At 39.2% G+C, this 23,195-nt stretch carries 18 protein-coding genes; 3 read left to right on the top strand and 15 right to left on the bottom strand.

Going from position 1 to position 23,195, the window contains the following annotated elements; genetic code table 11:
* Positions 1–40: 40 nt before the first annotated feature.
* Together D7V20_RS02025 and D7V20_RS02020 are read left to right on the top strand one after the other, a co-directional pair.
* Positions 41–1,462, top strand: a complete 1,422-nt coding sequence (locus D7V20_RS02025) for an FAD-dependent oxidoreductase (protein ID WP_120382678.1) — start codon at positions 41–43, stop codon at positions 1,460–1,462.
* Between the two features lie 299 nt (positions 1,463–1,761).
* The gene (locus D7V20_RS02020; RefSeq protein ID WP_120382677.1) at positions 1,762–2,652 is read left to right on the top strand and encodes a metal-dependent hydrolase; all 891 of its coding nucleotides are present in this window, start codon (positions 1,762–1,764) and stop codon (positions 2,650–2,652) included.
* Between the two features lie 287 nt (positions 2,653–2,939).
* Here D7V20_RS02020 and D7V20_RS02015 read toward each other — a convergent pair whose 3' ends face one another.
* The 8 genes from D7V20_RS02015 to D7V20_RS01980 all read right to left on the bottom strand — a co-directional run bounded on the left by D7V20_RS02015 (position 2,940) and on the right by D7V20_RS01980 (position 12,490).
* Positions 2,940–3,323, bottom strand: coding sequence for a Na+/H+ antiporter subunit G (locus tag D7V20_RS02015; protein WP_120382769.1), 384 nt, complete (start codon positions 3,321–3,323; stop codon positions 2,940–2,942).
* A 24-nt stretch (positions 3,324–3,347) separates the two neighbouring features.
* Entirely contained in the window at positions 3,348–3,623 is a 276-nt protein-coding gene (locus D7V20_RS02010) for a monovalent cation/H+ antiporter subunit F (protein WP_120382676.1), read from the bottom strand.
* Positions 3,617–4,144 carry a Na+/H+ antiporter subunit E gene (locus tag D7V20_RS02005; RefSeq protein WP_120382675.1) on the bottom strand — a complete coding sequence of 176 codons (528 nt, stop codon included), beginning with the start codon at positions 4,142–4,144 and terminating at the stop codon, positions 3,617–3,619. The genes D7V20_RS02010 and D7V20_RS02005 overlap by 7 nt, the downstream gene beginning before the upstream one ends.
* The gene (locus D7V20_RS02000; protein ID WP_120382674.1) at positions 4,145–5,950 is read right to left on the bottom strand and encodes a monovalent cation/H+ antiporter subunit D; all 1,806 of its coding nucleotides are present in this window, start codon (positions 5,948–5,950) and stop codon (positions 4,145–4,147) included.
* The gene (locus tag D7V20_RS01995) at positions 5,950–6,315 is read right to left on the bottom strand and encodes a Na+/H+ antiporter subunit C (RefSeq protein WP_120382673.1); all 366 of its coding nucleotides are present in this window, start codon (positions 6,313–6,315) and stop codon (positions 5,950–5,952) included. The genes D7V20_RS02000 and D7V20_RS01995 overlap by 1 nt, the downstream gene beginning before the upstream one ends.
* A 3-nt stretch (positions 6,316–6,318) precedes the next feature.
* Positions 6,319–9,156: a monovalent cation/H+ antiporter subunit A gene (locus D7V20_RS01990; RefSeq protein WP_120382672.1), complete on the bottom strand. Its 2,838-nt coding sequence runs from the start codon at positions 9,154–9,156 to the stop codon at positions 6,319–6,321.
* 440 nt (positions 9,157–9,596) lie between these two features.
* On the bottom strand, positions 9,597–10,967 hold the full coding sequence (locus D7V20_RS01985) for an AAA family ATPase (RefSeq protein WP_120382671.1): 1,371 nt from the start codon (positions 10,965–10,967) through the stop codon (positions 9,597–9,599).
* Positions 10,968–10,996: 29 nt separating this feature from the next.
* Positions 10,997–12,490 carry a UvrD-helicase domain-containing protein gene (locus D7V20_RS01980; protein WP_120382670.1) on the bottom strand — a complete coding sequence of 498 codons (1,494 nt, stop codon included), beginning with the start codon at positions 12,488–12,490 and terminating at the stop codon, positions 10,997–10,999.
* Positions 12,491–12,750: 260 nt separating this feature from the next.
* Between D7V20_RS01980 and D7V20_RS01975 the strand changes: the two genes are divergently transcribed.
* Positions 12,751–14,751: a PhoX family protein gene (locus D7V20_RS01975; protein ID WP_120382669.1), complete on the top strand. Its 2,001-nt coding sequence runs from the start codon at positions 12,751–12,753 to the stop codon at positions 14,749–14,751.
* A gap of 234 nt (positions 14,752–14,985) precedes the next feature.
* Here the strand turns inward: D7V20_RS01975 and hisIE are convergent, their stop codons facing one another.
* The 7 genes from hisIE to D7V20_RS01940 all read right to left on the bottom strand — a co-directional run bounded on the left by hisIE (position 14,986) and on the right by D7V20_RS01940 (position 23,139).
* Positions 14,986–15,771: a bifunctional phosphoribosyl-AMP cyclohydrolase/phosphoribosyl-ATP diphosphatase HisIE gene (hisIE, locus tag D7V20_RS01970; protein ID WP_120382668.1), complete on the bottom strand. Its 786-nt coding sequence runs from the start codon at positions 15,769–15,771 to the stop codon at positions 14,986–14,988.
* A 191-nt stretch (positions 15,772–15,962) separates the two neighbouring features.
* Positions 15,963–17,243, bottom strand: a complete 1,281-nt coding sequence (locus D7V20_RS01965; protein ID WP_120382667.1) for an FAD-dependent oxidoreductase — start codon at positions 17,241–17,243, stop codon at positions 15,963–15,965.
* Between the two features lie 217 nt (positions 17,244–17,460).
* Positions 17,461–18,543, bottom strand: coding sequence for a patatin-like phospholipase domain-containing protein (locus tag D7V20_RS01960; protein WP_120382666.1), 1,083 nt, complete (start codon positions 18,541–18,543; stop codon positions 17,461–17,463).
* Positions 18,544–18,716: 173 nt separating this feature from the next.
* Positions 18,717–20,336, bottom strand: a complete 1,620-nt coding sequence (locus tag D7V20_RS01955; RefSeq protein WP_120382665.1) for an ABC1 kinase family protein — start codon at positions 20,334–20,336, stop codon at positions 18,717–18,719.
* A gap of 4 nt (positions 20,337–20,340) precedes the next feature.
* Positions 20,341–21,009, bottom strand: coding sequence for a ubiquinone biosynthesis accessory factor UbiJ (locus tag D7V20_RS01950; protein ID WP_120382664.1), 669 nt, complete (start codon positions 21,007–21,009; stop codon positions 20,341–20,343).
* Positions 21,010–21,038: 29 nt separating this feature from the next.
* Positions 21,039–21,983, bottom strand: coding sequence for a bifunctional demethylmenaquinone methyltransferase/2-methoxy-6-polyprenyl-1,4-benzoquinol methylase UbiE (ubiE, locus tag D7V20_RS01945; protein ID WP_120382663.1), 945 nt, complete (start codon positions 21,981–21,983; stop codon positions 21,039–21,041).
* Between the two features lie 451 nt (positions 21,984–22,434).
* On the bottom strand, positions 22,435–23,139 hold the full coding sequence (locus D7V20_RS01940; protein ID WP_120382662.1) for an FFLEELY motif protein: 705 nt from the start codon (positions 23,137–23,139) through the stop codon (positions 22,435–22,437).
* Positions 23,140–23,195: the final 56 nt, after the last annotated feature.

Raw genomic sequence — 23,195 nt, 5'->3', positions numbered from 1 at the left:
CTGATAAATAAACAGTGCGCACCTACCCACGGAGAGAGACATGGCAGAGCGCCTAAACAATGACTTTCAATTTCTGGATGTAGCACGCCAAGATCCAGAGAAAAAAGATCTAACTGTCCGCAAAGCTGAGTTTGTGGAAATTTATAAACCTTTTACAGCGGAAGTGGCAGCAAACCAAACGCATCGCTGTTTGGGCTGTGGTAACCCATATTGCGAATGGAAATGTCCAGTACATAACTACATTCCAAACTGGTTAAAATTGATTGCAGAAGGTCGTATTTTCCAAGCGGCTGAACTTTGTCACCAAACCAACACATTGCCAGAAGTCTGTGGTCGTGTATGTCCTCAGGACCGTTTGTGTGAAGGTGCTTGTACCTTAAATGATGGTTTTGGTGCAGTAACCATTGGTAATGCAGAAAAATATATTAACGATACCGCTTTTGCACTCGGCTGGCGTCCAGATATGTCTTCTGTAAAGTGGACCAATAAGAAGGTAGCCATCATTGGTGCTGGCCCAGCAGGTTTAGGCTGTGCTGATATTCTCGTACGTAATGGGGTGAAACCTGTTGTATTTGATAAACGTCCTGAAATTGGTGGTTTATTAACGTTCGGTATTCCAGAATTTAAAATGGAAAAGGATGTGATGAAACGTCGTCGTGAAATTTTCACAGGTATGGGCGTGGAATTCCGTTTAAATACTGAAATTGGTACAGATATTACTATCGATCAATTACTTGCAGACTATGATGCTGTGTTCATGGGTATGGGAACCTATACCTACATGAAAGGCGGTTTTGCAGGCGAAGATTTTGATGGTGTTTATGATGCGCTTGATTTCCTAATCGCCAATGTGAACCGTACTCAAGGTTGGGAAAAAGATCCAGCAGAATACATCAGTGTTGAAGGCAAAAAGGTGATTGTACTAGGTGGTGGTGATACTGCCATGGACTGTAACCGTACTTCGATTCGTCAGGGTGCTGAATCTGTTGTTTGTGCATATCGTCGTGATGAGGAAAATATGCCAGGTTCACGTCGTGAAGTGAAAAATGCACGTGAAGAAGGGGTTGAATTCCAATTCAATCGTCAACCAATTGAAATCATTGGTGAGAATGGCAAAGTGACAGGTGTTAAAGTTGTGACGACACAACTTGGCGACCCTGATAGCCGTGGCCGTCGTAGCCCTGAGCCAATCCCAGGTTCTGAAGAAGTATTGCCAGCAGACGCTGTATTGCTTGCCTTTGGTTTCCGTACTAGTCCAGCAGATTGGTTTGCAGATGCAAATATTGGTTTAGATGGTTCTGGTCGAGTGATTGCAGCTGAACAGCAAGAATTTAAATTCCAAACCTCTAACCCAAAAATCTTTGCGGGTGGTGATATGGTACGTGGTTCTGACCTTGTTGTGACTGCGATTTGGGAAGGTCGTGAAGCGGCTGAAGGTATTTTAGATTACCTTGGTGTTTAATTCTAAAACCTCAATCTCTTAAACTTATTTTCAAAGCCTGCATATATGCGGGCTTTGTTTTTCATCGGATACGCAATCGTTTTAGTGACAAGATGTGAATCACATTGAAAATAAAAAAAACTGTTAAACTTATAATAATCATAAAGTTTTATTTTATTCATGCACATATTTGCAGTTTCATATCATTGCTTTTTCCATAAACTGAGCATTCTGGCCATTCTGAGATTTATTTTGCAATATACAAATGTATAGTTTCTGCCAATATAGATTTATATTCAGACAAATGTAGGATTAGACCTATGACAGTAGCTCAAGCGACGGCAGAAAAAGCATATTTAAATCGTCCAAAAGCCATTGGTATTAAAGTCCGTAAACCCAGCTTTAATCCGAAAGCCATTCGTAGGCATTTTTTTGCTAACTCACCTGTAATGTCACATTTATTAACCGCATTATCATCCACATTCCCTATTGGTGAGCAATTTTTTGTGCGTAGTGTGCGTAATGTGCGTGACAAAATCAGCGATGAAAAACTACAAGCTCAGATTGCTGCCTTTATTGGTCAAGAAGCCATGCATTCTAAAGCACATGCAGAATTTAATGATGCGTGGCGTCGTGATGACTATAACCTAGATAATTTTCAAGCATGGCTGGCTCGCCGTGATGATTTTATTAAAAGTGTTCATCCAAAATTGCAGTTGGCGGTAACCTGCGCTTTTGAGCATTTTACCGCTTTATTAGGCGGATATATTTTACGTAATCCACAAGTACTGAGTACTTTAGATGATGATGCAATCAAACTTTGGGTTTGGCATGCGATTGAGGAAATAGAGCATCGTGCAGTGGCTTTTGATGTCTACCAAGCGATTTATAAGGATAATCAGACTCGTCGGACAGTCATGCGTAATGTAACCACAGGTTTTGCAAGTTTAACTTTTTATTCTGCAACGCGTTTGTTTATACAGGATTGGCGCCAAAGTGTACCGAAAGTGACACAGAATCTGTATGGTATCTATCTGATTTCAAAAATGTTGATTTCATTGATCCCTGAATATTTATCTTATTACAAAGCTGACTTTCATCCTGACGAAATTGATTACAGTAAAATTGTGGCATATTGGAAAGAAAAATTAGCGGAAGAATATGGTATGGAAAGCTTTCAAGAAGAAGTACATCCAAAGCTATATAGTTAATGGATTGCTCTGTCTATGAAATAAATAGAAATAAATAAAAAGCCAATGATGAATATTGAATGCCAGTCAGTTAAGTCTTTTTAAATCCTCCCCAACCCTCCTTTGATAAAGGAGGGAGTATCCAGAATCTAAAATTATTTTTAAATTCTCAACAATTCCCCTCTTTTTTAAAGAGGGGTTAGGGGAGATTCTTAAATGAGTAACTACTAAATTACTCTTAACTGATCAGTATTAAATGATGAACATTGGCTTTTTATTGCAGTTATTTTTATACGGATTCTAGATCCTTAAAATTTACCATCTTTAAATTGTTTGATCACTTTTTGGCGTTGCCATGGCAATGGTCGATCTAACGCTTCAGGGACATCACCAGATCTGGAACGTAACCGCAAATGTATTGCAGCTTGGGCAATTAAGTTTGCAGATACAGGTGCAGTAATGAAGGCAAGTAAAGTAATTAATCCTTCTGCGAAACCAAAGCGGTGATTAAATGCTGCATATATCATCGCCGCGATCAAAAAACTTCCCAACCCTAAAGTACTGGACTTGGTTGGTGCATGTAAACGCATAAACAAGTCAGGAAGCTTTACGATGCCAATCCCTCCAACCAGAGTAAAAAAGGCACCAATGATTAAAAAGAAAGAAACAATAATTTCCATAATAAGTTGCATATTATTTTCCATGAATCTCTCCTTTTAATCCACAACATGACCCGTTGTGAAATAGCGTGCTAATGCAGCGGTAGATACAAAACCGAGCATTGCAACCAATAATGCACCTTCGAACATAGAGGTACTTGCCCAATAAATTCCGAGAATGATAATTAGACAAGTTGCATTCAAGAATAATGTGTCTAAAGCCAATAATCGGTCAACGATAGAAGGCCCTATGACGAGGCGAACAAGGCAAAGCAACATGGAGATTGTGACAGCAATCAAGCAAATCCCGAGTGCATAAGGCAATATCATGATGATGATTCTCCTTGTTGAACGCTAAAAATGGCCAGCAAACGATATTCATAACGTGCTTTAATTTCCTGAATTTCAGCTTCAGGGTCATCTGAACTTAAGGCATGCACCAGAATATCACCACGTTCTTGATCGATCCCTGCACTGACAGTTCCAGGGGTTGTAGTAATAATCATCGCAAGCAGTGAATTTACATGTTCGTGGTCAGTATCTAAAGGAACACGGAACCATTTTGGCTGTAAATCTTTCGTTGGACCAAGCACTTGTTTTGCGACACGAATATTGGAAATACAAATATCCCAAACCACGATAAAAAACAATTCAACTGCCAAACGCCAATGAATATTGGGTGTATTGACAATAAAGGGTTGAATCATTTTGGGAATAATGAAGCCAAGAATAATCGCAACAACAAAATCAAATAATTCTGCACTGTGATTCAGCATCAACCAACTCACAGCAACAATCACCGAAACAAATGGATGCGGTAAGCAACGATCAAGTAAAGACATGTTTTGCTTCATTTATTGCTCCATTGGTTTGAGTTTAGCATCGTCAGGTGTATGGCTTTGTTTCACCTGCTGCTGTATTTGCTGTTGTTTGTATTGTGAAATATGCTCGCCTTGTAGAGTATTTTTATCAATGATATGCGGAATATATTGTGCATTTTTGTCGGCAATTTCTCCACCATATTTGGTTTCAGGCACGTAGTGAGCATCATAAGGTTGTACACTGATGGTATTACCTTGTGCATCTTTCTTCAAAATAGCCTGCTCGTATGCAGTACTATTTACAAGTTGTAATGCCGTTTGATCCATATATTTGAGAATAGGCGCCGCACAAATGACATAGAGCATTAAACCTGAAAGTAAAAGGTAAATACTTTTGTCGTTACGAGGTGGTGCTTTTTCAGGTAGCGCTTGATAGGCTGCAAAAGTAGGTTTTCGAGCATCTGTTTCGGGTGTGGTCGCACGCCAAAAGAGGATAAAACCAACACGGGTAAACGCAATAATACTTAAAAGACTAACAACCAAGACAATTGCAATCACCCATGCTTGATAAGGGAAATCTGCTGTTGATTGAAGTAACAGTACCTTGCCTAAGAAGCCACTAAAGGGTGGTAAGCCTGCCATCATTAAAGCAATAATAAAGAATGTTGCAGCGACCAATCCATCTTGCTTCATTTTTGGAGCAACTTTTAAATGATCTTTAAACTCGCCACGTTGTGATGTGATCCAACCGCACAGTAAATAAAATGCGGCTGCAATAAGCGTACTATGAACCAAATAATAAAGTCCTGCTGCCCAAGCAGAGGTATTCATAATCGATATGGCAATCAGAATAGTTCCGACGGATGACAGCACCATAAAGCCAGCAAAGCGTCTTAAACGATCTGCCCCCATCGCCGCAATCACCCCATAAAGTGAAGTGATTAAACCAATCGGTAATAACCAATAGTTCAAATAGTTTTGTGCTAAATCATCATGAAAAACTGTACCATTGACACGTAAAATCGCATAAATACCGACTTTGGTCATGATGGTAAAAATAGCCGCAACAGGGGTTGCAGCGACAGCATAGGTTTTGGGTAACCAGAAGCCAACTGGAAGCATAGCTGCTTTAATTCCAAAAACTGCGAATAACAGTAAACCACCAGAAATGGCTAATTGATGTTGATCATTTTCAAGTGTTGGTAATAAGCGAGCAACATCCGCCATGTTTAAGCTGCCTACTGCGCCATAAATCATGCCTAAGCCGATAAGAAATAGTGCAGAAGCAACTAAATTGATGGTGACGTAATGAATACCGAGTTGGAAGCGCGCTTTACCTTGCCCATGCAAGAGAAGAACATAGGAGGCCATTAACAATATTTCAAAAAATACAAATAAGTTAAATAAGTCGCCTGTTAAAAATGCACCACAAATTCCCATTAACAAAAAATGAAACATGGCATGGAAATAACGACCACGTTCATCCCATTGTTTACTTGAAAACCACAAGACAGGAACGGCAAGCGTATATGTTAAAACCACCATCAAGGCTGATAAACGATCTAATACAAGGACAATACCAAAAGGTGCAGACCATTCACTCAGTTGATAAACAAAGATTTGTCCTGAACTGGCTTGAATCAAATAAGTGATTGCTGTTGCTAGTCCAAGTATCGCAGAAATTAAACTGAGGGCTCGACGCCAAGGTTGACGCCAGTCACGCGCTAAAGAGCCTGAACCCGGATTGCCCAGTAATACCAATAAAAATGCTGTAAAAGCAGGGATTAAAATACTCAGAATAGGCGTGTGAGTATGCCAAAAATTGAGAAAAGTCATCATCAAGGCTCATCCTCACGCGAGTCAAAAGTATTTAATTCATCTTTAGAATCGACATGGTCGTTTCCAGATTCAAAACGACTGCGTAAAGCCAATTGAACGATAAAAGCGGTTGTGGCAAAGCCAATAACAATGGCTGTTAAAACCAAAGCTTGTGGAAGCGGGTCGGTCACTTTACTTGCATTGGTTAAAATAGCAGGGGAGCTGACTTGTAATCGCCCCATGGCAAATAGAAAAATATTGACAGCATAACCAATCATTGCCAAACCAAGAACCACTGGAAAGGTACGTGCACGCAGGATTAAATAAATCCCTGTTGAAATGAGTAATCCAATCGCAGATGCAATTAAAAATTCTAAACTGATCATGGCTTACTCCTTAGGCACAGGACCAGACATACTCGAATGTCGAGAGTCGCCCAGTACAGAAATTAACAACATGGTTGCGCCGACAACAGTGCCGTATACACCGAGGTCAAATGCAGCTGCAGATGCAAAGTGGAATTTTCCAAAAATACCTGATTCAACATAGACATGCGCACTGGTGAGGAATGGTCGGTTCCAAAGCCATGCTGCGATACCTGTTAAGCCTGCGATCATTAAACCAATCCCAATCCACACTTCATATAGACGCCCTGATTTGGCTTTTAGCATGTTTTCAGCTTGATCTTGTCCAAGTGCAATATATTGAATAATCAACGCCATTGAGGTGATTAGACCTGCAATAAAGCCACCACCTGGGTAGTTATGACCACGTAAGAAAATGTAGAGGCTTACCACCAATGCAATCGGTAGTACCCACGATGCCGTCATACGGAACATCAGTGGTGAAGGGTTAAAACGGTAGCTTAAACCTTGGGTCATGGTGGTGCCGTGTGCACGCATACCATCCATTAAACAAAGTGCGCCAATGGCAGCAATCCCGAGTACTGTGATTTCACCGAAGGTATCAAAACCACGGAAATCGACGAGGATAACGTTGACAATATTTGAACCACCACCAAGCGGTAAAGACTGCTGTACAAAGAACCATGAGATAGAATTATGATCTCGGGTCATGATTAACCATGCAATCCAACCAACCCCTAAGCCACCACCAATTGCAACGATGGCATCTCTCCAGCGGCGTGTTTGGCTAGATTCATAAGGAGTAAGTTGTGGTAATAATGATAAACTCATCAACAGTAGAACCGTTGTTACCACATCGACTGTGATTTGGGTTAGGGCCAAGTCAGGTGCAGACAAAGTCACAAAAATCATGGTGACCACTAAACCTACTGCACCACTGATCAGCACGGCTTTAATGCGTTCATGGTGAAACCAGAGCATCATCCAGCACGCTGAAAACAGCAATAACCAAAGTACAATGGCAATGAATGGCGCATGCGTTAATTCGCGAGCACCTGTGGTCAAATTTTGATTCAGTAGTGGTGTAGCAACCAGCGCAATACTGAATACAACGATCCATAAAAGATAATTTTGTAATGAACCTGTTTCAGTTTTGAGTTTAACTTTGCGTGAGAATAACAATAAATCTTTAAGGAAATTTTCAAAAACAAGTTTACCTTGGAGCTTTCCAATCATTGGGTCAAGGTCAATATGGCGAATACGACTACCTTTTGCCAAAAAGAAATAAAAAGCGATACCACCCAATAGTGCAATTGCACTCATCAATAACGGAAGATTGAAACCATGCCAAAGGGCTAAATGAATCCCTTCAAAAGCAGGCAGTTGTGTACTGGCACGTGTTCCCGAATTGACAATATTTTCAACCAATAGCGCAGGTAGAATACCCACCAAAATACACAATGTCGCCAATAAAATTGCAGGTGCACGCATGCCTAAAGGTGGCTCATGTGCATCTTTATTTGGAACATCTTTCCCGACATCACCATCAAAAAATACGCCATGTACGAGGCGAACTGAATAAGCAACAGCAAATAAACCAGCCAGTGTTGCAACAATAGCCGCCAGTACGACAAAACCACCAGATAAATTCGCCAATAACTCGGTAAAGAACATTTCTTTAGATAAGAAGCCATTGGTGAGTGGTACACCAGCCATGCTTGCTGCGGTAATCATGGTGAGTGTTGCAGTAAATGGAAGCAGTTGCCACAGTCCACTTAATTTTCTTAAATCACGTGTCCCAGACTCATGGTCAATAATACCAGCAAGCATGAATAATGCAGCTTTAAATGTCGCATGGTTGATAATGTGGAAAATCGCAGCAGCGACAGCAAGCGGGGAGCCTATTCCCAATAAACACATGATCAGGCCTAAATGGCTGATCGTTGAATATGCCAATAAGCCTTTTAAGTCTTCTTTGAATATGGCAAAAAAAGCGGCCATGCATAGGGTAAAGAGACCAATTGTTGTAACTAGGTTGTGATACAGCGCTGAACCAACAAATATTGGCAACAAGCGAGCCAATAAGAAAATCCCAGCTTTGACCATGGTTGCTGAATGTAAATAGGCAGATACTGGGGTTGGGGCTGCCATGGCATTGGGTAGCCAAAAGTGAAACGGAAATTGTGCACTTTTGGTGAATGCACCAAGTAAAATGAGTAATAAAGCAGGAACAAACAGTGGGCTACTTTGAATGGTTGTCGCCATCGTGGTGAGTTGGTCAATCTGATATGTTCCTGTGATTTGTCCCAATAAGACGAAACCACCGAGCATAGCCAAACCACCCATTCCCGTGATGGTCAGTGCCATACGAGAACCACGTTGTGCAGCATCATAGTTGCTCCAATATCCCACCAATAAGAACGAGGAAATACTGGTTAGTTCCCAAAAGACCAACAGAATCATTAAATTATTAGACAGCGATATTCCCAACATTGCTGTCATAAACATCATGAGCAATACATAAAGTTTGCTGAGAGAGTTTTTAGGATTTAAATAATAATAGGCATAAATATAGATCAATGTACCTATGCCACTGATCAACAAAGCAAAAATAAGGCTGAGCGCATCTAAGCGAAAGCTGAAATCGATACCAATTTGAGGTAACCATTGCCAATGTTCTAAAACAGTTTGACCGCTGAATACTGATTTGGTTTGAGTCAGTAATAGAATAAAACTGCTTAGACTAACCCCTATCGCTCCTAAAGCTGTTAACCCGCGAGAAAACTGCTTCAGCCACAGGACAAGGGTTGTGCCAAGTATTAATGGTAACAATACAATAATCGGAAGCACACGCGTATCCATTGTCGTGAATAGGTCAGAAACCTATGTAAATCTTATCTTTCAAGGACTTGAGGAGCGCAAAGAGCAATCCAAGAACTTAAATCTTGAAAGCCGAATTAAATTAATAAGCAAAAACAAGTTGTGTTGCGCAACTTGATAAAACGATTGGAAGATCAATTTAGATTGATAAAATCGAATTTAAATCAATTTTTTCATCTTATTACATGATCGGAATAACATCAAATTATTTTGTCAATTTTTGCGCAAACAAGACAAATTATACGCCTCATCACACTTTTATAGTGTTTGAAAATGATTTCTAACCGATGAAATTGTTTATTGAATATTTTTTATTTTTATACAGAAAGACTCGATTTCTCAGCTTGATCATCGCCTGCTGAGAAATATCGTATCGTTTTTGAATCAAGAGCTGTAGCAGTAGAACGGTGTAAGAACCATATTTAAAGTAATGATTTATGTGGAGATAAGTCATCACCTTGTTGAATTAATCGTTTTAATTCAACTTGTTGTTCTTCAGTTAAAGCCTGAAATTGTAAATACAGTTGTTGTGCATTCAATGCATCCACGTTCGGTTCAATCAATTCTTGTTCTGCATATTGCGATGCTTCTTTGAGTAAATTTTCATAAATATGTTGATATTCTTGCCATGCAGAATCAGCTTGAACTTCATGTAATTGCTTATTTTTCAAATGGAAACATTGATATTCATCTGCTTGTTCGAGCAATTCTTCATGACTACCAGTTGCAATGATTTGTATTAATGGAAAGGCTTGATGTAAACGATCTAAAATCACCTGAATCGAATATTGGTCTAAATCTACATCAATTTGATCAATCAACAGCACACCATCGCCCTCTAAACAAGGGTATAGACTGAGAGGATTCAGCAAGCACAGACGACGTACCAAATCACCGACTAAACCAATCCAATTTTTCACAGTATTCGATAGTTGTTGATAGGTAAAAGTTTGGTTTTTATAGCTAACCATCAATTGCAATTTGGGATGATATTCTAAAAAAATATCGGTAATTTCTGGAATTACGGTTCTCAGTGCGGTTTTTAAAGCCTGTAAGCTTGGCGCATGTAACTGTGAATACGCAAGATATAATGTATTTTGAAAGTCTTGATTTGATTTATTCGATGTATCTTTATGTTTAAGAATATTTTGAAAAAGTTGCGCCGTTTGTGCATTTTCAATATCACTGATTTCTCTGAACCATTCAAAAAAACGTGCAAATGTCGTGTATGGAATACTTGCCAATTCATAAGCATTGTACTGTTGTAGAACAAGCGGATTATTTTTACTGAGAATGTTTACTTCGTTAACAAAGCGTTCAGCAGGGTAGTAGGCAAGTAATGGGAGACCTTGAACAGGGTCTTTTTTAATGACTTGATTATACAAAGTAACGGTTTGTTCTAATTGTTCTAATTCAACTTTGCTGATGCCTACACCATTGGCATTCAATGTTTTATACAGTTGCCAACGACAACTTTGTGTATCTGTTTCAGTGGTTCCATCACTTTCAGGTAATGTACCAAATTCAGTTGGAATATGGATAGTTACATCAATTTTTGCTTGCACTCGATCAAGCATAATATCTTGATCAAGCATGACCACACCAGGTGTACGTAAGTCTTTATAACGTGCAGGAAACCAGGTTAAAGCTTGGTAAATATTTTTAATAATTGCTGTTTTACCTGAAGCTTGGTCGCCGACAATTATGGTGATGGGTTTATGTGAATGGTTAAAATTTATTTTTAAATCGGCAAAATGATAAACATGTCGAAAATGAATGGCTTGTAGTTTCATGGGACACCTGTAAAGAAAAAACTACAGTGTTATGCAGTCGCTTTATTTTTGAATGGCACTTTTTGTTTAAGTTGTTGTACTAGATCATAAATATGATGAATATTTAAACTAACTTTTGCTCGTGTACAAGCAACATATAACAGTCTTAATTCTTCGTCACTGATTTTATGTTCAAGACCATTGATCTTAAATTGGTAATCATCTTCGATATGCACACGATTCCATTCTAAACCTTTGGCTTTGTGCGCAGTAGAGATAACATAATCAGCTTGCTCTATTGGGGTAATTTTAGCAAGTGCTTTTTTCAGCGGTTCAGTACCGTGATCATCAACCAGTTTAACTAAAGGTTTGATATCACTACCATCATTGGTTTCGCAATATTCATGTACGTCATGCCAAGAATTAAACCAAGCCAATTCAGGCACATCTGTGACACGTTTACCTTGTTTGAGCAGGCTTGCTGCATCGACAAAACGATTTAATTTGACATGATCCGCTTGTAAGCTAACTTTATCACCCTGCACTAAACCTGAAAGTAAGAGTTCCATCGCACGTGCATTGGTGCGACATAAAATTGCATCACGCATTTTGGTATGTGGCTTATTGACCACATGAGATTTCATATCAGGATTACCCAATAACGGCACAGTTTCATCTAAAGCACCAAGTAAGTGATTGGCAACATCAGCAATGGCATCGCCAAAACGGAAAGATGTGGTTAAACGTGACTCAGGTAAAGGCATTTTCTGCATGGCATTGACAGCACCACGCCATGCATAAATCTGTTGATGTGCATCACCGACATAGATCACTTGAGTGCTACGTTGGCGTAGTAAAATACCCAACATCAAAGGATCTGCATCTTGTGCTTCATCAAATAAAACATAATCCGCAGGAATATACGGGTCTGATAATGCCCATAATTTCAAGTAAATATCATGTCCAATGCCTGCTTGATGGTTTGGATCAATGGATTCTAACCAACGCTTTTCGACAGCAGGATAAAGATGTTTTTGTAAAGACTCTACATCATCAGGATGTAACCAACTCGGTGCTTGTATGTGACGAGGTGCAGGGTATTGTGAGCTGGTTGAACAATAATAACTGACAGCATTGGCCACTAAACTGGCTAAGCGACTCGGCATCAAGATATATTTTTCATAACGCCCCCCCATCAGTCGTCGTAGTGTGATGGGTTCGAGACGATATTCTTTGGCAATAAAACTTGGACTTAACCGAGGTAAACGTAATTTATCCGTCACACCACGTGGCACACTTCGAAACGCCAATGAGTGAAAGGTTCGACAGTCGACATTGTTGTGAAATTTATTTTGTGCTTCGCTGGCTATGGCTTTATTAAAAGCCAAATACATCCCCCGTCGATTCGGCATTGCGTCGCTAATCAACTGTAAAGTCGTGGTTTTACCTGTGCCAGCATAGGCAATCACTTTAAAGGATTGTCCCTTTTTTGCTTCTGCAATTGCAAAACTTTGTTCTGTTGTTGGGGTAAAGGAATAAGGCACAGGTTTATAAAATCTTATACGTTAAAATTTAATACAGCTTGGAGTATAGCAAAATTTGCTCAATACAAGGGGTAATTCTAGCGTGATATAGTTTGAAACATCTATATGAGAATCATCTAGGACTTATCCCTATAATTTTTATCACAATATGAATTTTTAAGTTTTTGTCTTTAAATTGACTTAAAAGTGAAATCGAACTGTCATACCGCATTTTTAAAATCAGCTGAGGAAAAATTCTAAAATTAAATTGGAAACTCTAGATGACAAACTCAGCCAACCAACACACCCGTCGTGAAATTTTAAAATGGTTAGCCAGTGTACCTTTTCTTCCACTTGGGGCTATGGCAACTTCAGCAACGCTTGCTGGATGTAATGATGACAATAATAACGAAACGGCAGTGAAGCCTCCTGTAAATTTAGCTAAATTGAAATCAGCGACATTTACTCCAATGGATGCACCGACATTGGCAAATGCAGCGGCGATGGCAACTACCACTGTGGCGTCAGGTTTGGCTGTAACTTGGGATGATAATACCAAGACTGAATATAAACTTGCGTATAAAACCTTTTTCCAAACGGGTGATATGGTGAGTGATGGAAAGGGTGGTCAAATTTTAGCTGGTGGTTATTATGATATTAATAATAAAGCCATTATGGATAAATCTGTTGCAGGTAAAGAACGTCAATTCTTTTCAGATTGCCCAGACGGTACTTCTTTATTGACCGTTAAAGATGCCAAAGTTGACGGTGTGAAAGGTAATCCTGTATTTGCAGTTGTGCAATTTGAATATACCACTCGTGATTTAGCAGGCAGTGATATGTATGGAAAATTGCCATCGCCAATTGCCGTGATTTCGCTAGATCAAGACCCAAAAACGGGACACTTAACTTTAGTGAAATATCACAATGTCGATATGTCTAAAGTACATGGATTATGGATTACTTGTGGTGCAAGTTTATCGCCATGGGGAACACATCTTTCAAGTGAAGAATATGAGCCTGATGCTTTTGGTCAGGGTTTAGGGACTGATATGGCGACCATGAAAGCCTATAGTAAAAATGTCTATGGCGATGAGACCTCTGCCAAACCATATAATTATGGACACTTACCTGAAATTACAGTGAATAAAGACGGGACAGGTTCTGCGAAAAAGCATTATTGCTTAGGTCGTATTTCACATGAGTTGATTCAAGTCATGCCTGATAATCGAACCGCGTTAATGGGGGATGACTATACCAATGGTGGACTGTTCATGTTTGTTGCGGATAAAGAAAAAGATTTATCTGCTGGAACACTGTATGTCGCCAAGTATTTAAATGAATTGAATGAAAGCTCAACTGCACAAATTCAATGGATTAAATTGGGTCATGCGACCAGCCAAGAAATTGAAGATTTGGTGAATGTTAAAAATATTCAACCAACAGATATTATGGAAAGTTTAGACAAAGACCCACAAGATGCTAGTTTCACCAAAATCATTCTGCAAAAGAAAACCATGTGGGTCAAAGTCAAAGTGGGTATGGAAAAAGCAGCCGCTTTCTTGGAAACCCATCGTTATGCTGCTTTGATGGGCGGTAGTATGGCATTTACCAAAATGGAAGGTACAACAGTCAATGCCAAAGACAAAGTAGCCTATTCTGCTTTAGCCAATATTCAAGATTCGATGGTCAAAGGTCATGCGGCTTGGACAGAAACGAATAATGTGACCTTTGCCAAGAAAATCTCTGCAGGTGGTATTGTTGCGCATGATCTTGCAGGGGCTAAAAATGATAAATCAGGTAGCCCAATTATCAGTGACTGGGTGCCATATCAATCACATATGCTATTGATTGGTAAAGATATCGATCCAGCAACTGATCCTCTCGGTATCGGAAATACGGCAGATCCAAACACGATTGCAAGCGCGGATAACTTAAAATTCTCTGAAACTTTCCGTACCTTATTCATTGGTGAAGACAGTGGCAACCACGTGAATAATTATTTATGGGCTTATCATGTGGATACGAAAAAGTTAGATCGAATTCTTTCTTGCCCAGCAGGTGCGGAATCTACAGGCTTACATGCGGTCGATTCAATCAATGGATGGACTTATATTATGAGTAATTTCCAGCATCCGGGCGATTGGGGTTCTTTGCACAGTAAAGTTCAAGCAACTTTAGATCCAATGATCCGTGCCAATTATAAAGATCGTTATGCAGCGGCAGTAGGGTATCTAACGGCTGATCCGATTGCACCTTCTGTAGAGAAGAAGCCTGTTTAATGTGTTTTTAGAGAAATACAAATCTATTCTCTAAGCTTGACTACTTATGACTCACGCTTAGAGGAATATTCAACGATTTAAGAATTTCTTCCTGATATTGAAGAATCTCCACCTATGCCCCCTCTTTACCAAAGAGGGGGAACTACTCAGCATATAAAATTATTTTGATATTTTTGAAATGCGCTGCTTTTTCAAAGCTGAGGAGCTTTCGTAAGAAAGGAGATTTCTAAGTGTTTAATGGCTACGATTGGCTTTTTCAACTAGGCCTGAAAGGCCTTGGCGACGTGCCAATTCATTTAACACCAATTGAATGTCTAAGTCGAAATAACCCAGCATCACAATTGTGTGGAACCACAAATCAGCAACTTCATAAATTAAATCATTTTTGTTATCGGTATTCGCTTCAGTATTGAAATCTTTGGCAGCGATGATGGTTTCGACACTTTCTTCACCAATTTTTTCTAAAATCTTATTTAAACCTTTTTGATAAAGCTTTGCCACATAAGAAGAATCGGCATCTGCTGATTTTCTTTCAGCCATCATTTTGCCCAAATAATCGAGTACTTCAACTTGTTCAGCTTGGGTATTTGACGCATTCATTGCAAGAGTATGTGGGTTTGTTGATGCTTTTTCAGCATAAATAGCAGAAGGATCTTTGAGTTGTGCATCGACAATTTCCCAACCATTCGGCGTAAGCTTGCGATAGAAGCAAGATTCACGACCTGTATGGCATGCGATTCCGCCGTGTTGTTCAATTTGTAATATGATGACATCTGCATCACAATCTAAACGAATTTCATAAACAGTTTGAAAATGTCCAGACTCTTCGCCTTTAAACCAGAGTTTATTGCGTGAACGAGAAAAATAAACACCACGATTTTTTTCGGCAGTGAGTTGCAGTGCTTCACGGTTCATCCATGCCACCATCAAAATACGTCCCGTTTGATGATGTTGTGCAATAGCAGGAATAAGTCCTTGTTCGTTAAATTTTACTTCATCGAGCCATTGCAGATTGTTCATAAGATTTCACCAAGCGAATAATTATTGAGAGTGCTACGATGTCTATGTAGCGCGCTATAGTTTACGTGATTTAAGCAGGATTGAGGAGAAACTTTCTACAGTTATCTCACAGTGATTGAATAGATGTATTTTAGAAATTCATCTTTAAACCACCAATCCAAAGCTGATTACAATCATTTTGTTGCCGTAATCTACACAGGATTATTGTTTCGTTTTGCAATATCCTCATACTTCATCTGACTCAACATACCTGATTTTAAACCAGAAACAGTGATCGCCATTTCTTTACGGAAATAGGGGATTCGATACATCCAAGCAAAGCTTAAATCACGTAAACCACCCGCCCACCAAAGATCAGACTGATAAAGCGGAGTGAGTAAGCGACTTAAAAATTGATAAAAGGCAGTCGAACTTTTACGGTGTTGATGGTAAGTTTGCCAAAGTTGAACATAATCAAGACTTTCATTTTTTCTTGCGCTTTGAACTGCTTGCCCCAAAGCCCATGCATCCAAAAGAGCCATATTCGCACCTTGACCAAGTTGTGGACTCATTGCATGTGCAGCATCTCCAATGACACCAATACGACCCTCCCCAAACTTTGACAGCACTACATCACGATAATTTGCAGTTAACCATTGTGGTTTTTGTTCAGGTTTGGCAATGACTTGTTCTAACCAATCTGCAGCAGGTTTCCAACGCTTAGAGACTTCATTTAACCAGTCTGAGTGCGATTGTGAATTATGCAAAAAGTTATTCAGTTGATGGCTTGGAAGACTCCAAAATACACTCGACAGTCTTTGCTTGGGTTCATGCGGGACTGTACCTGTGGGTAAGATTCCCATCATGATTTTAGAGCGGTCATAAAATTGATGTAAAATTTCTGTATCTAATTCAAGGCATTCGGGAACAATTGTCCATTTAGCTCCCCAAGGATAAGCTTGATCAACCTTCACCCATTTTTTTGGTCTTAAAAGGCTACGTGCGCCATTGGCAATGATCACCGCATCAAAAGCTTGATCAAATGATTCACCATCTTTTGTACCCAAAACCTGAACTTGATTTGATGTTTCTTCTAATTTTTGAATGTCAGTATTCATATACCACGTGATTAATTTGGAATATTCACGGCATTTATTTTCTAAAACATGACATAACGTTGCTCGATGAATACCCACTCCATAAAAATCAGGATGTGCTTGTTGATAATGGCTATTGACCAATAAATTTCCACTTGGTAACTGACCTTGGAGTCCAGTCACTTTTGCACCAAGTCTTAAAACTTCATCTAAAAGGCCTAAATGCTCAAAAACAGCTAAACCAGAGGGCTGTAGTAAAAGTCCTGCTCCGACAGGTTTAAGTTCGGAGGCTTTTTCTAAAATAGTGACTTGAATATTTTGCTGAGCAAGTAAAATCGCAGTGGCTAATCCTGCTGTTCCTGCACCGATGAAGGCAAAGTGGGGTGATTTGATCATTATTTTAAGTATTTAAATTTTAATCGTAATTTAGCAGATAATGCGATGAATAGCATACAGGTTAAATCTAGTTTAAGTATTTATTCTATTTGGGGAATATATTTTATGAATCCGTTCATGCTTTAACAGCAGATTAAAACGATGGATAAAAAATGAGGAACACATTCAGGGGAATTTATTCCTCAATGATATACGTAAAGTTTTTGGAAATTAAAATTTAAAGTGTTTGAATAACTTGAGCAAAACTTTGCTTTTCAACCAATTCTAAAAACTCATCACCCATACGCTGACTTTCTGCAACAGATTGTTTCCACAATTGAATACGTTGCTTTTCATCTAAGCCTTTTAATACAAAATCTTTACGATCAGGTAAACGCCCCAAAGGTAAAGATTTTAAATAGTCTTGAGAGGGAGAGATTAATAAAGTCCGAGCTTGATTTTCAGGATTGGCTTTACGTGATTTAAACATTTTATCAAACCAGCCGGGAGTAATACTGTCGGTAAAATGTGGATATAAAACAATACCTTTACTTTGAAATGGTAAATCAATATGGTAATCAATCAAACCACCATCACGGTATGCACCTTGAGGTGCATCGGCAATATTTTTTACAGCAGGCGTAACCCCAGGAATTGAACCTGAGGCCATGAGCCAATCTGCAACATTGTCTTGATTAAAGTTGACATAATGGGTTTTAAAAGCATCTTCCTGAATTTTAAATTGTGGAAAATCAGCAGGCTGACAAATGACACGTTGCATAAATTTATTTAAATGATCGCGTGAAATTGCGTTACCACCAATAATGCCAAGTAAGGACCCATACAATGCAAGCTTTTGATCACTTTGAAATAAATGTTGAGCTTTTGCTGCGATAATGGTCAGATGATAGTCGGGATGATCCACCAATTTATGTGTTTGATCGGTGATGATTCCAGACAGCATTTCTCTCGAAATCTTTTCAATTTCAGCAATCTTCATGCCTTTCTGGAAAGGAAGGTTGATATACAATTCAGCCAATTTTTCAGGCCCAATCTTTTCACCTTGTGCCACAATTCCTGCAAAGCGCCATGCACCAACAGATGAGCCAATTAAGAAACGGCGTTGTTTTGCTTGAGGGAGAAACTCACCAAAAATGGCTTGATCGATTCCTGTCAATCCGATGCCTTTTGGACCACCTGCCGCACCCGGAATGATATCTACTTGATTCGCATAAAAACCTTCTTTTTCAATTAGTTGCTTGGCGATTGAGCCTGCTCGTATACTGATTGAAGAAGGGCGCTTTTGCAGAATTTGGGTCATCGCTGTACTCACTCAAATTGATGGATTTATTTTAAGTTGAGTAGAAAACTGAACAATGGCGAGAGGTTCCAGTAAGTGACTTTGGAGTCATTGTTATACAAAAAATAGCGACATTGTTGTCGCTATTATGCTGATTGCTTTGATCTTATTTTGAATTACAGCCTAAAGCATTATTACTTGGCAATCCGCCAAAGCGCTAAAATACTCGCTAAAATAATTAGTACAATACCCACATACCACGGCGCAATAATCGCAATGGATAATAAAATCGCCATGATACTACCGAAAATCCAGCTTCGCTTTTGTTGATGTTCAACTTCCAACCGCATCATTTGTAATTCATGCAATTGTTTAGCATGCCATGCAGACTGGTTTTTTAGACCATTTAAACTGTCAACGATCAGTGTTGGGAAATCTTGCGCACCTAACAGTAAATCAGGAATTTTCTGTCCCAATTCTTTTAGGTTTTTCTGTGGATTCATCTGCGCTTTGACCCATTCGGTAAGAATCGGTTTTGCCAGTTTCCAAATATCCAATTCAGGATATAAATCGGTTCCTAAGCCTTCTACATGTACCAATGTTTTTAGGAGCAACATCAACTGTGGCGGAATTTCTAAATGGAAGCGTCGAGCAATATCCATAACTTGCAGCAAAATCCCTGCAAAGTCCAATTCATGCATCGGTTTAGACACCATCGGGCCTACAGTACGACGCATTTCACGTGCTAAAGCATCTTGATCGGTTCCCGGTGGAATCCATCCTGCTTGATGCACAATTTGAATCAGTTGCATAAAATCGCTGTTCATGACCGCAAGTAACATGCGGGCAACAGTCATTTGGTCTTGCTTAGACAACTCTCCCATGATTGCGCAGTCTAGTGCAATATAACGAGGCTGAGTTGGATTCAATGTTTCAACAAAGACATTTCCAGGGTGCATATCTGCATGGAAAAAATTGTCACGAAACACTTGGGTAAAAAAGATCGTTAAACCTTTTTCAGCAAGATCTTTGCGATCCATTCCAAGTCTTTCAAAGGTTTCAATATCTGAAATTGGAACGCCAGTAATACGCTCAGCGACCATCACCTCTTTGCTGTCCATATACACTTCAGGCACGTACATCATGCTCGAACCTGTGAAGTAATGGCGCATACGGCGAGTATTATCGGCTTCTAGCGTCAGATCTAATTCATTTAAAATCACTTGACGATAGTTCTGAATAATCTCAGATAAATGCACAGCGCGAGCGGCTTCTAAGCGCTTTTCAAGGTTTGCACCGAGCCAAGTCAAAATTTCAAAGTCTTGTAAAATTTGGCTACGAATATCAGGGCGAGTGACTTTAACCACCACTTCACGACCATCATGCAAAGCGGCGGTATGAACTTGAGCGATGGATGCTGCGGCTAAGGGTTGGTCATCAAATCGTGCAAATAACGTGTTGATATTGGCTTTCAGCGATTCTTCAACTCGAGCTTTCGCTACTTTTGAATCAAAAGGTTTGACACGATCTTGCAATAACACCAATTGTTGTAAAATTTCAGGTGAGATCAAATCACGGCGAGTTGAAAGTAATTGTCCCAGTTTGATCGTTAAAGGCCCCATTTCCTCCAAAGCCAGTTTAAGCTTCAATGGATTTTTACGTTCTTTACTTGACCAAGCTGCAGGGTGTAGGCGGATCAATGCCAAAGCATGTTTTGCTTTTTCTGGGAGTTCATCCGCAGGAACCAGTGTGTCGAGTCTATAGTGCGCGGCAATGCGCCAAAGTTCGAATAAACGGGTAATGTGCGGAATCATAAAATCAATCACCGAGTTGAGTAGGAGTAAAAGCCGCTTGAAGCTGTTTAATTTTTGCTTCTAGACGGTCAATATTTTGGTTAAGTTGGCGAGTATCTTGTTGTAGATCATCCATTTGCCAACGAGGTGCGAACAAGCCGCTATCTTCTTTTAAAAAGTCTTCAGCAAAAAACAAATGGCTTTGCAAAGAGCGTTTCAGATGCTTAGGTGCGAGCTGAATTTTAGCAACCTCATGGGCAAGTGCAGGGCCAATCCAAGGACTTAAATGTGATGCTAAATCAGGTTCAGCCTGTTGGATAATGCGTTGAATATCCTGTAAAAGGTGATAATCACCTTGTAAAGGAATATTACCCACATCGTCCGCCAGTAAAAGCTTTAATAATTCGACAGCATTTTTTACATGCAAGGTTGCAGTTGCTTCGGATATCGCCGTTTTTTGATCAAAAGGACGTTGTTCAAAGATTGAAGAAACCTCACTATGACCCGTCACTGTTGGTTCTAAACGAACTTTATTTTCATCAAAATAAACATCAACTGAAAGCTGTGGCGTATCAATCACGACACGCAACATTTGAGACTGCAATCTATTCAATTGGATACGAGTAATCGCATCCAAGTTTATGAATTGATTGATGAATCGTTCAACTGCACCGAGTGCCAGAATCGACCACATAGTTTACCTGATCCGTTGACTGTGAATGATTACAGTTTAAAGCCACGATGAACTGCGACAATACCACCTGTAAGGTTGTGGTAATCACAATTTTGGAAGCCTGCATTTTCCATCATACTTTTGAGTGTACGTTGATCAGGATGCATACGGATCGACTCTGCTAAATATTTATAACTTTCAGCATCATTGGCAATGATTTTGCCCATGATTGGAAGTGCTGTAAATGAGTATAAATCATAGAGTTTTGAGAACGGTTCAAACACAGGTTTAGAGAATTCTAATACCAATAAACGACCACCTGGTTTAAGTACACGATACATGGCAGCAAGCGCGGCATCTTTATCGGTCACATTACGTAAACCAAAACTGATGGTTAAAAGATCAAAACTATTATCTTCAAAAGGTTCTAGTGTTTCAGCATTGGCCAAAACAAAATCAACATTGGTACAGCCCGCATCGATTAAACGATCACGACCGACATTTAACATCGATTCATTAATATCAGACAATACAACATGACCTGTTGGGCCAACTTCACGGCTGAAAACTTTGGCTAAGTCACCTGTACCGCCTGCGATATCAAGTACACGCTGACCACGACGTACACCAGACATATTGATTGCAAAACGCTTCCATAGACGGTGAATACCAAAAGACATTAAGTCATTCATAATGTCGTATTTGCTTGCCACAGAATGGAAAACTTCAGCAACTTTTTGCGCTTTGTCTTCACTGCTTACAGTTTGATAACCAAAGTGAGTTGTTGCGCCTACATTTCCTGTATTGGCACCACGTGGCAAATTGTATTTAGGTACAGTGCCTGAAACTGGCGTATCTACCGACTGTTGTTGTAATGATTGTTGCTGCCCCTGTGGGGTGCCTTGCGGTAATGGTTCACTTAAAAAAGGACTGACTTTGTCTGTATGTGTTGCCGACTCTGTTTGTGGGGTTGGCTTTTGGTTTTCATTCGACATTTAAGTCACTCCTGAACACAAAAATTAGAAATTTCGTCTTGCGTTGCATAATGACAGATTCTGTAAATTTTTGCAGTGTTCATCATGCAATTGTTATGAATAATATACAGAAAATGATTGTGAATAAAGTGAGGGAAGGTCGTGATCTTTATTCTAATTATCTGAAATAATTTAAAAAATACAATAATTTTTGTCGATTTACCACGATATAAGAAATTCATTCTCCAGCCTTATATTTGATAAAAGGCAAGACGTTTATGGCATTTAAGTGAGGTTTAACAAGTGGAAAGAATTTTTTTATGCAAGCCACATCATGAAGATATACCTAGAGAAAATGAAATGGATTCAACATAAGATTTTAAATGAGTCAAAACACACATCACTTTGACTCATTGATTTGTAAGTGGATTTTAAATTAGCCTAACCAGCGTCTATCTTATATAAATACGAATTAACGAAATGGATATGCTTGTCCTGAATGGACTTTTTCCACGATTTCACGCTCTTTTAGCGTAAATTCATGAATAAATTTTTCTGCCGATTTCATGGGTTTCATGGCAACAAAACCCTCACCAATAAAGTCATACATCAGCTCAAAATGATATTTAGCGGCAGTGCCTTTACACATTTTAAATGCAGCATACATGATGAATGAACGCATGTATTTATCTAATGCTACGCCCAAATCATCTAATAATTGTAATTGTTGATAACGTGCTTGTTTTTGATCCAGTTTAATCAAGGTTAAACGCATCATTTCATCATCAATCGCCTGATTAGCTGGATAATCTTTCAGAAGTTGAGCTGCAACCGCTTCATCGAGTTGCATGGCCAATACAGCCAAACCAACCGATTTTAATCCTGTTTTAATTGCATTTTCAGGAATCATTTTTTCAGCTTTGTGAGCATATTTTAGCAGACGCTCGATTTGAATTGCTAAATCATCAAATTCTGGTCCACCATATAAACGATTGATAAAATATTTTGCCATCAATTGATATTCAGGCTGATTAAACAGTGCATGGTGAGTATGTTGAATGCGTATTTTTAACCAATCTTGCGCATCGTGTAAGCGTTGTTTCAAAATTGGATCGCTATGATAGCTCAGTTGTTGGTATTGTTCTAAAAGCTGATCCAGTGCTGCAAGTTTCGACATGTAAAAACTCTAAATATCATTTTTTAAAAGCATAAAGACAGTTTAACGCTATCTCT

Source organism: Acinetobacter rongchengensis (assembly GCF_003611475.1).
Taxonomy (GTDB): Bacteria; Pseudomonadota; Gammaproteobacteria; order Pseudomonadales; family Moraxellaceae; genus Acinetobacter; species Acinetobacter rongchengensis.
The sequence above is the reverse complement of the archived record's forward strand: the minus strand, read 5'-3'. Positions and strand labels throughout refer to the sequence as shown.

Bases quoted from the DNA above. Each gene is read 5' to 3' on its own strand.
- D7V20_RS01940 (WP_120382662.1), bottom strand. From the start codon at position 23,139: ATGTCGAAACTTGCAGCACTGGATCAGCTTTTAGAACAATACCAACAA.
- ubiE (WP_120382663.1), bottom strand. From the start codon at position 21,983: ATGTCGAATGAAAACCAAAAGCCAACCCCACAAACAGAGTCGGCAACA.
- D7V20_RS02015 (WP_120382769.1), bottom strand. From the start codon at position 3,323: ATGCAACTTATTATGGAAATTATTGTTTCTTTCTTTTTAATCATTGGT.
- D7V20_RS01965 (WP_120382667.1), bottom strand. From the start codon at position 17,243: ATGATCAAATCACCCCACTTTGCCTTCATCGGTGCAGGAACAGCAGGA.
- D7V20_RS01985 (WP_120382671.1), bottom strand. From the start codon at position 10,967: ATGAAACTACAAGCCATTCATTTTCGACATGTTTATCATTTTGCCGAT.
- D7V20_RS02020 (WP_120382677.1), top strand. From the start codon at position 1,762: ATGACAGTAGCTCAAGCGACGGCAGAAAAAGCATATTTAAATCGTCCA.
- D7V20_RS02025 (WP_120382678.1), top strand. From the start codon at position 41: ATGGCAGAGCGCCTAAACAATGACTTTCAATTTCTGGATGTAGCACGC.
- D7V20_RS01995 (WP_120382673.1), bottom strand. From the start codon at position 6,315: ATGATCAGTTTAGAATTTTTAATTGCATCTGCGATTGGATTACTCATT.
- D7V20_RS01975 (WP_120382669.1), top strand. From the start codon at position 12,751: ATGACAAACTCAGCCAACCAACACACCCGTCGTGAAATTTTAAAATGG.
- D7V20_RS01990 (WP_120382672.1), bottom strand. From the start codon at position 9,156: ATGGATACGCGTGTGCTTCCGATTATTGTATTGTTACCATTAATACTT.
- D7V20_RS01960 (WP_120382666.1), bottom strand. From the start codon at position 18,543: ATGACCCAAATTCTGCAAAAGCGCCCTTCTTCAATCAGTATACGAGCA.
- D7V20_RS01950 (WP_120382664.1), bottom strand. From the start codon at position 21,009: ATGTGGTCGATTCTGGCACTCGGTGCAGTTGAACGATTCATCAATCAA.
- D7V20_RS02005 (WP_120382675.1), bottom strand. From the start codon at position 4,144: ATGAAGCAAAACATGTCTTTACTTGATCGTTGCTTACCGCATCCATTT.
- hisIE (WP_120382668.1), bottom strand. From the start codon at position 15,771: ATGAACAATCTGCAATGGCTCGATGAAGTAAAATTTAACGAACAAGGA.
- D7V20_RS01955 (WP_120382665.1), bottom strand. From the start codon at position 20,336: ATGATTCCGCACATTACCCGTTTATTCGAACTTTGGCGCATTGCCGCG.
- D7V20_RS02000 (WP_120382674.1), bottom strand. From the start codon at position 5,950: ATGATGACTTTTCTCAATTTTTGGCATACTCACACGCCTATTCTGAGT.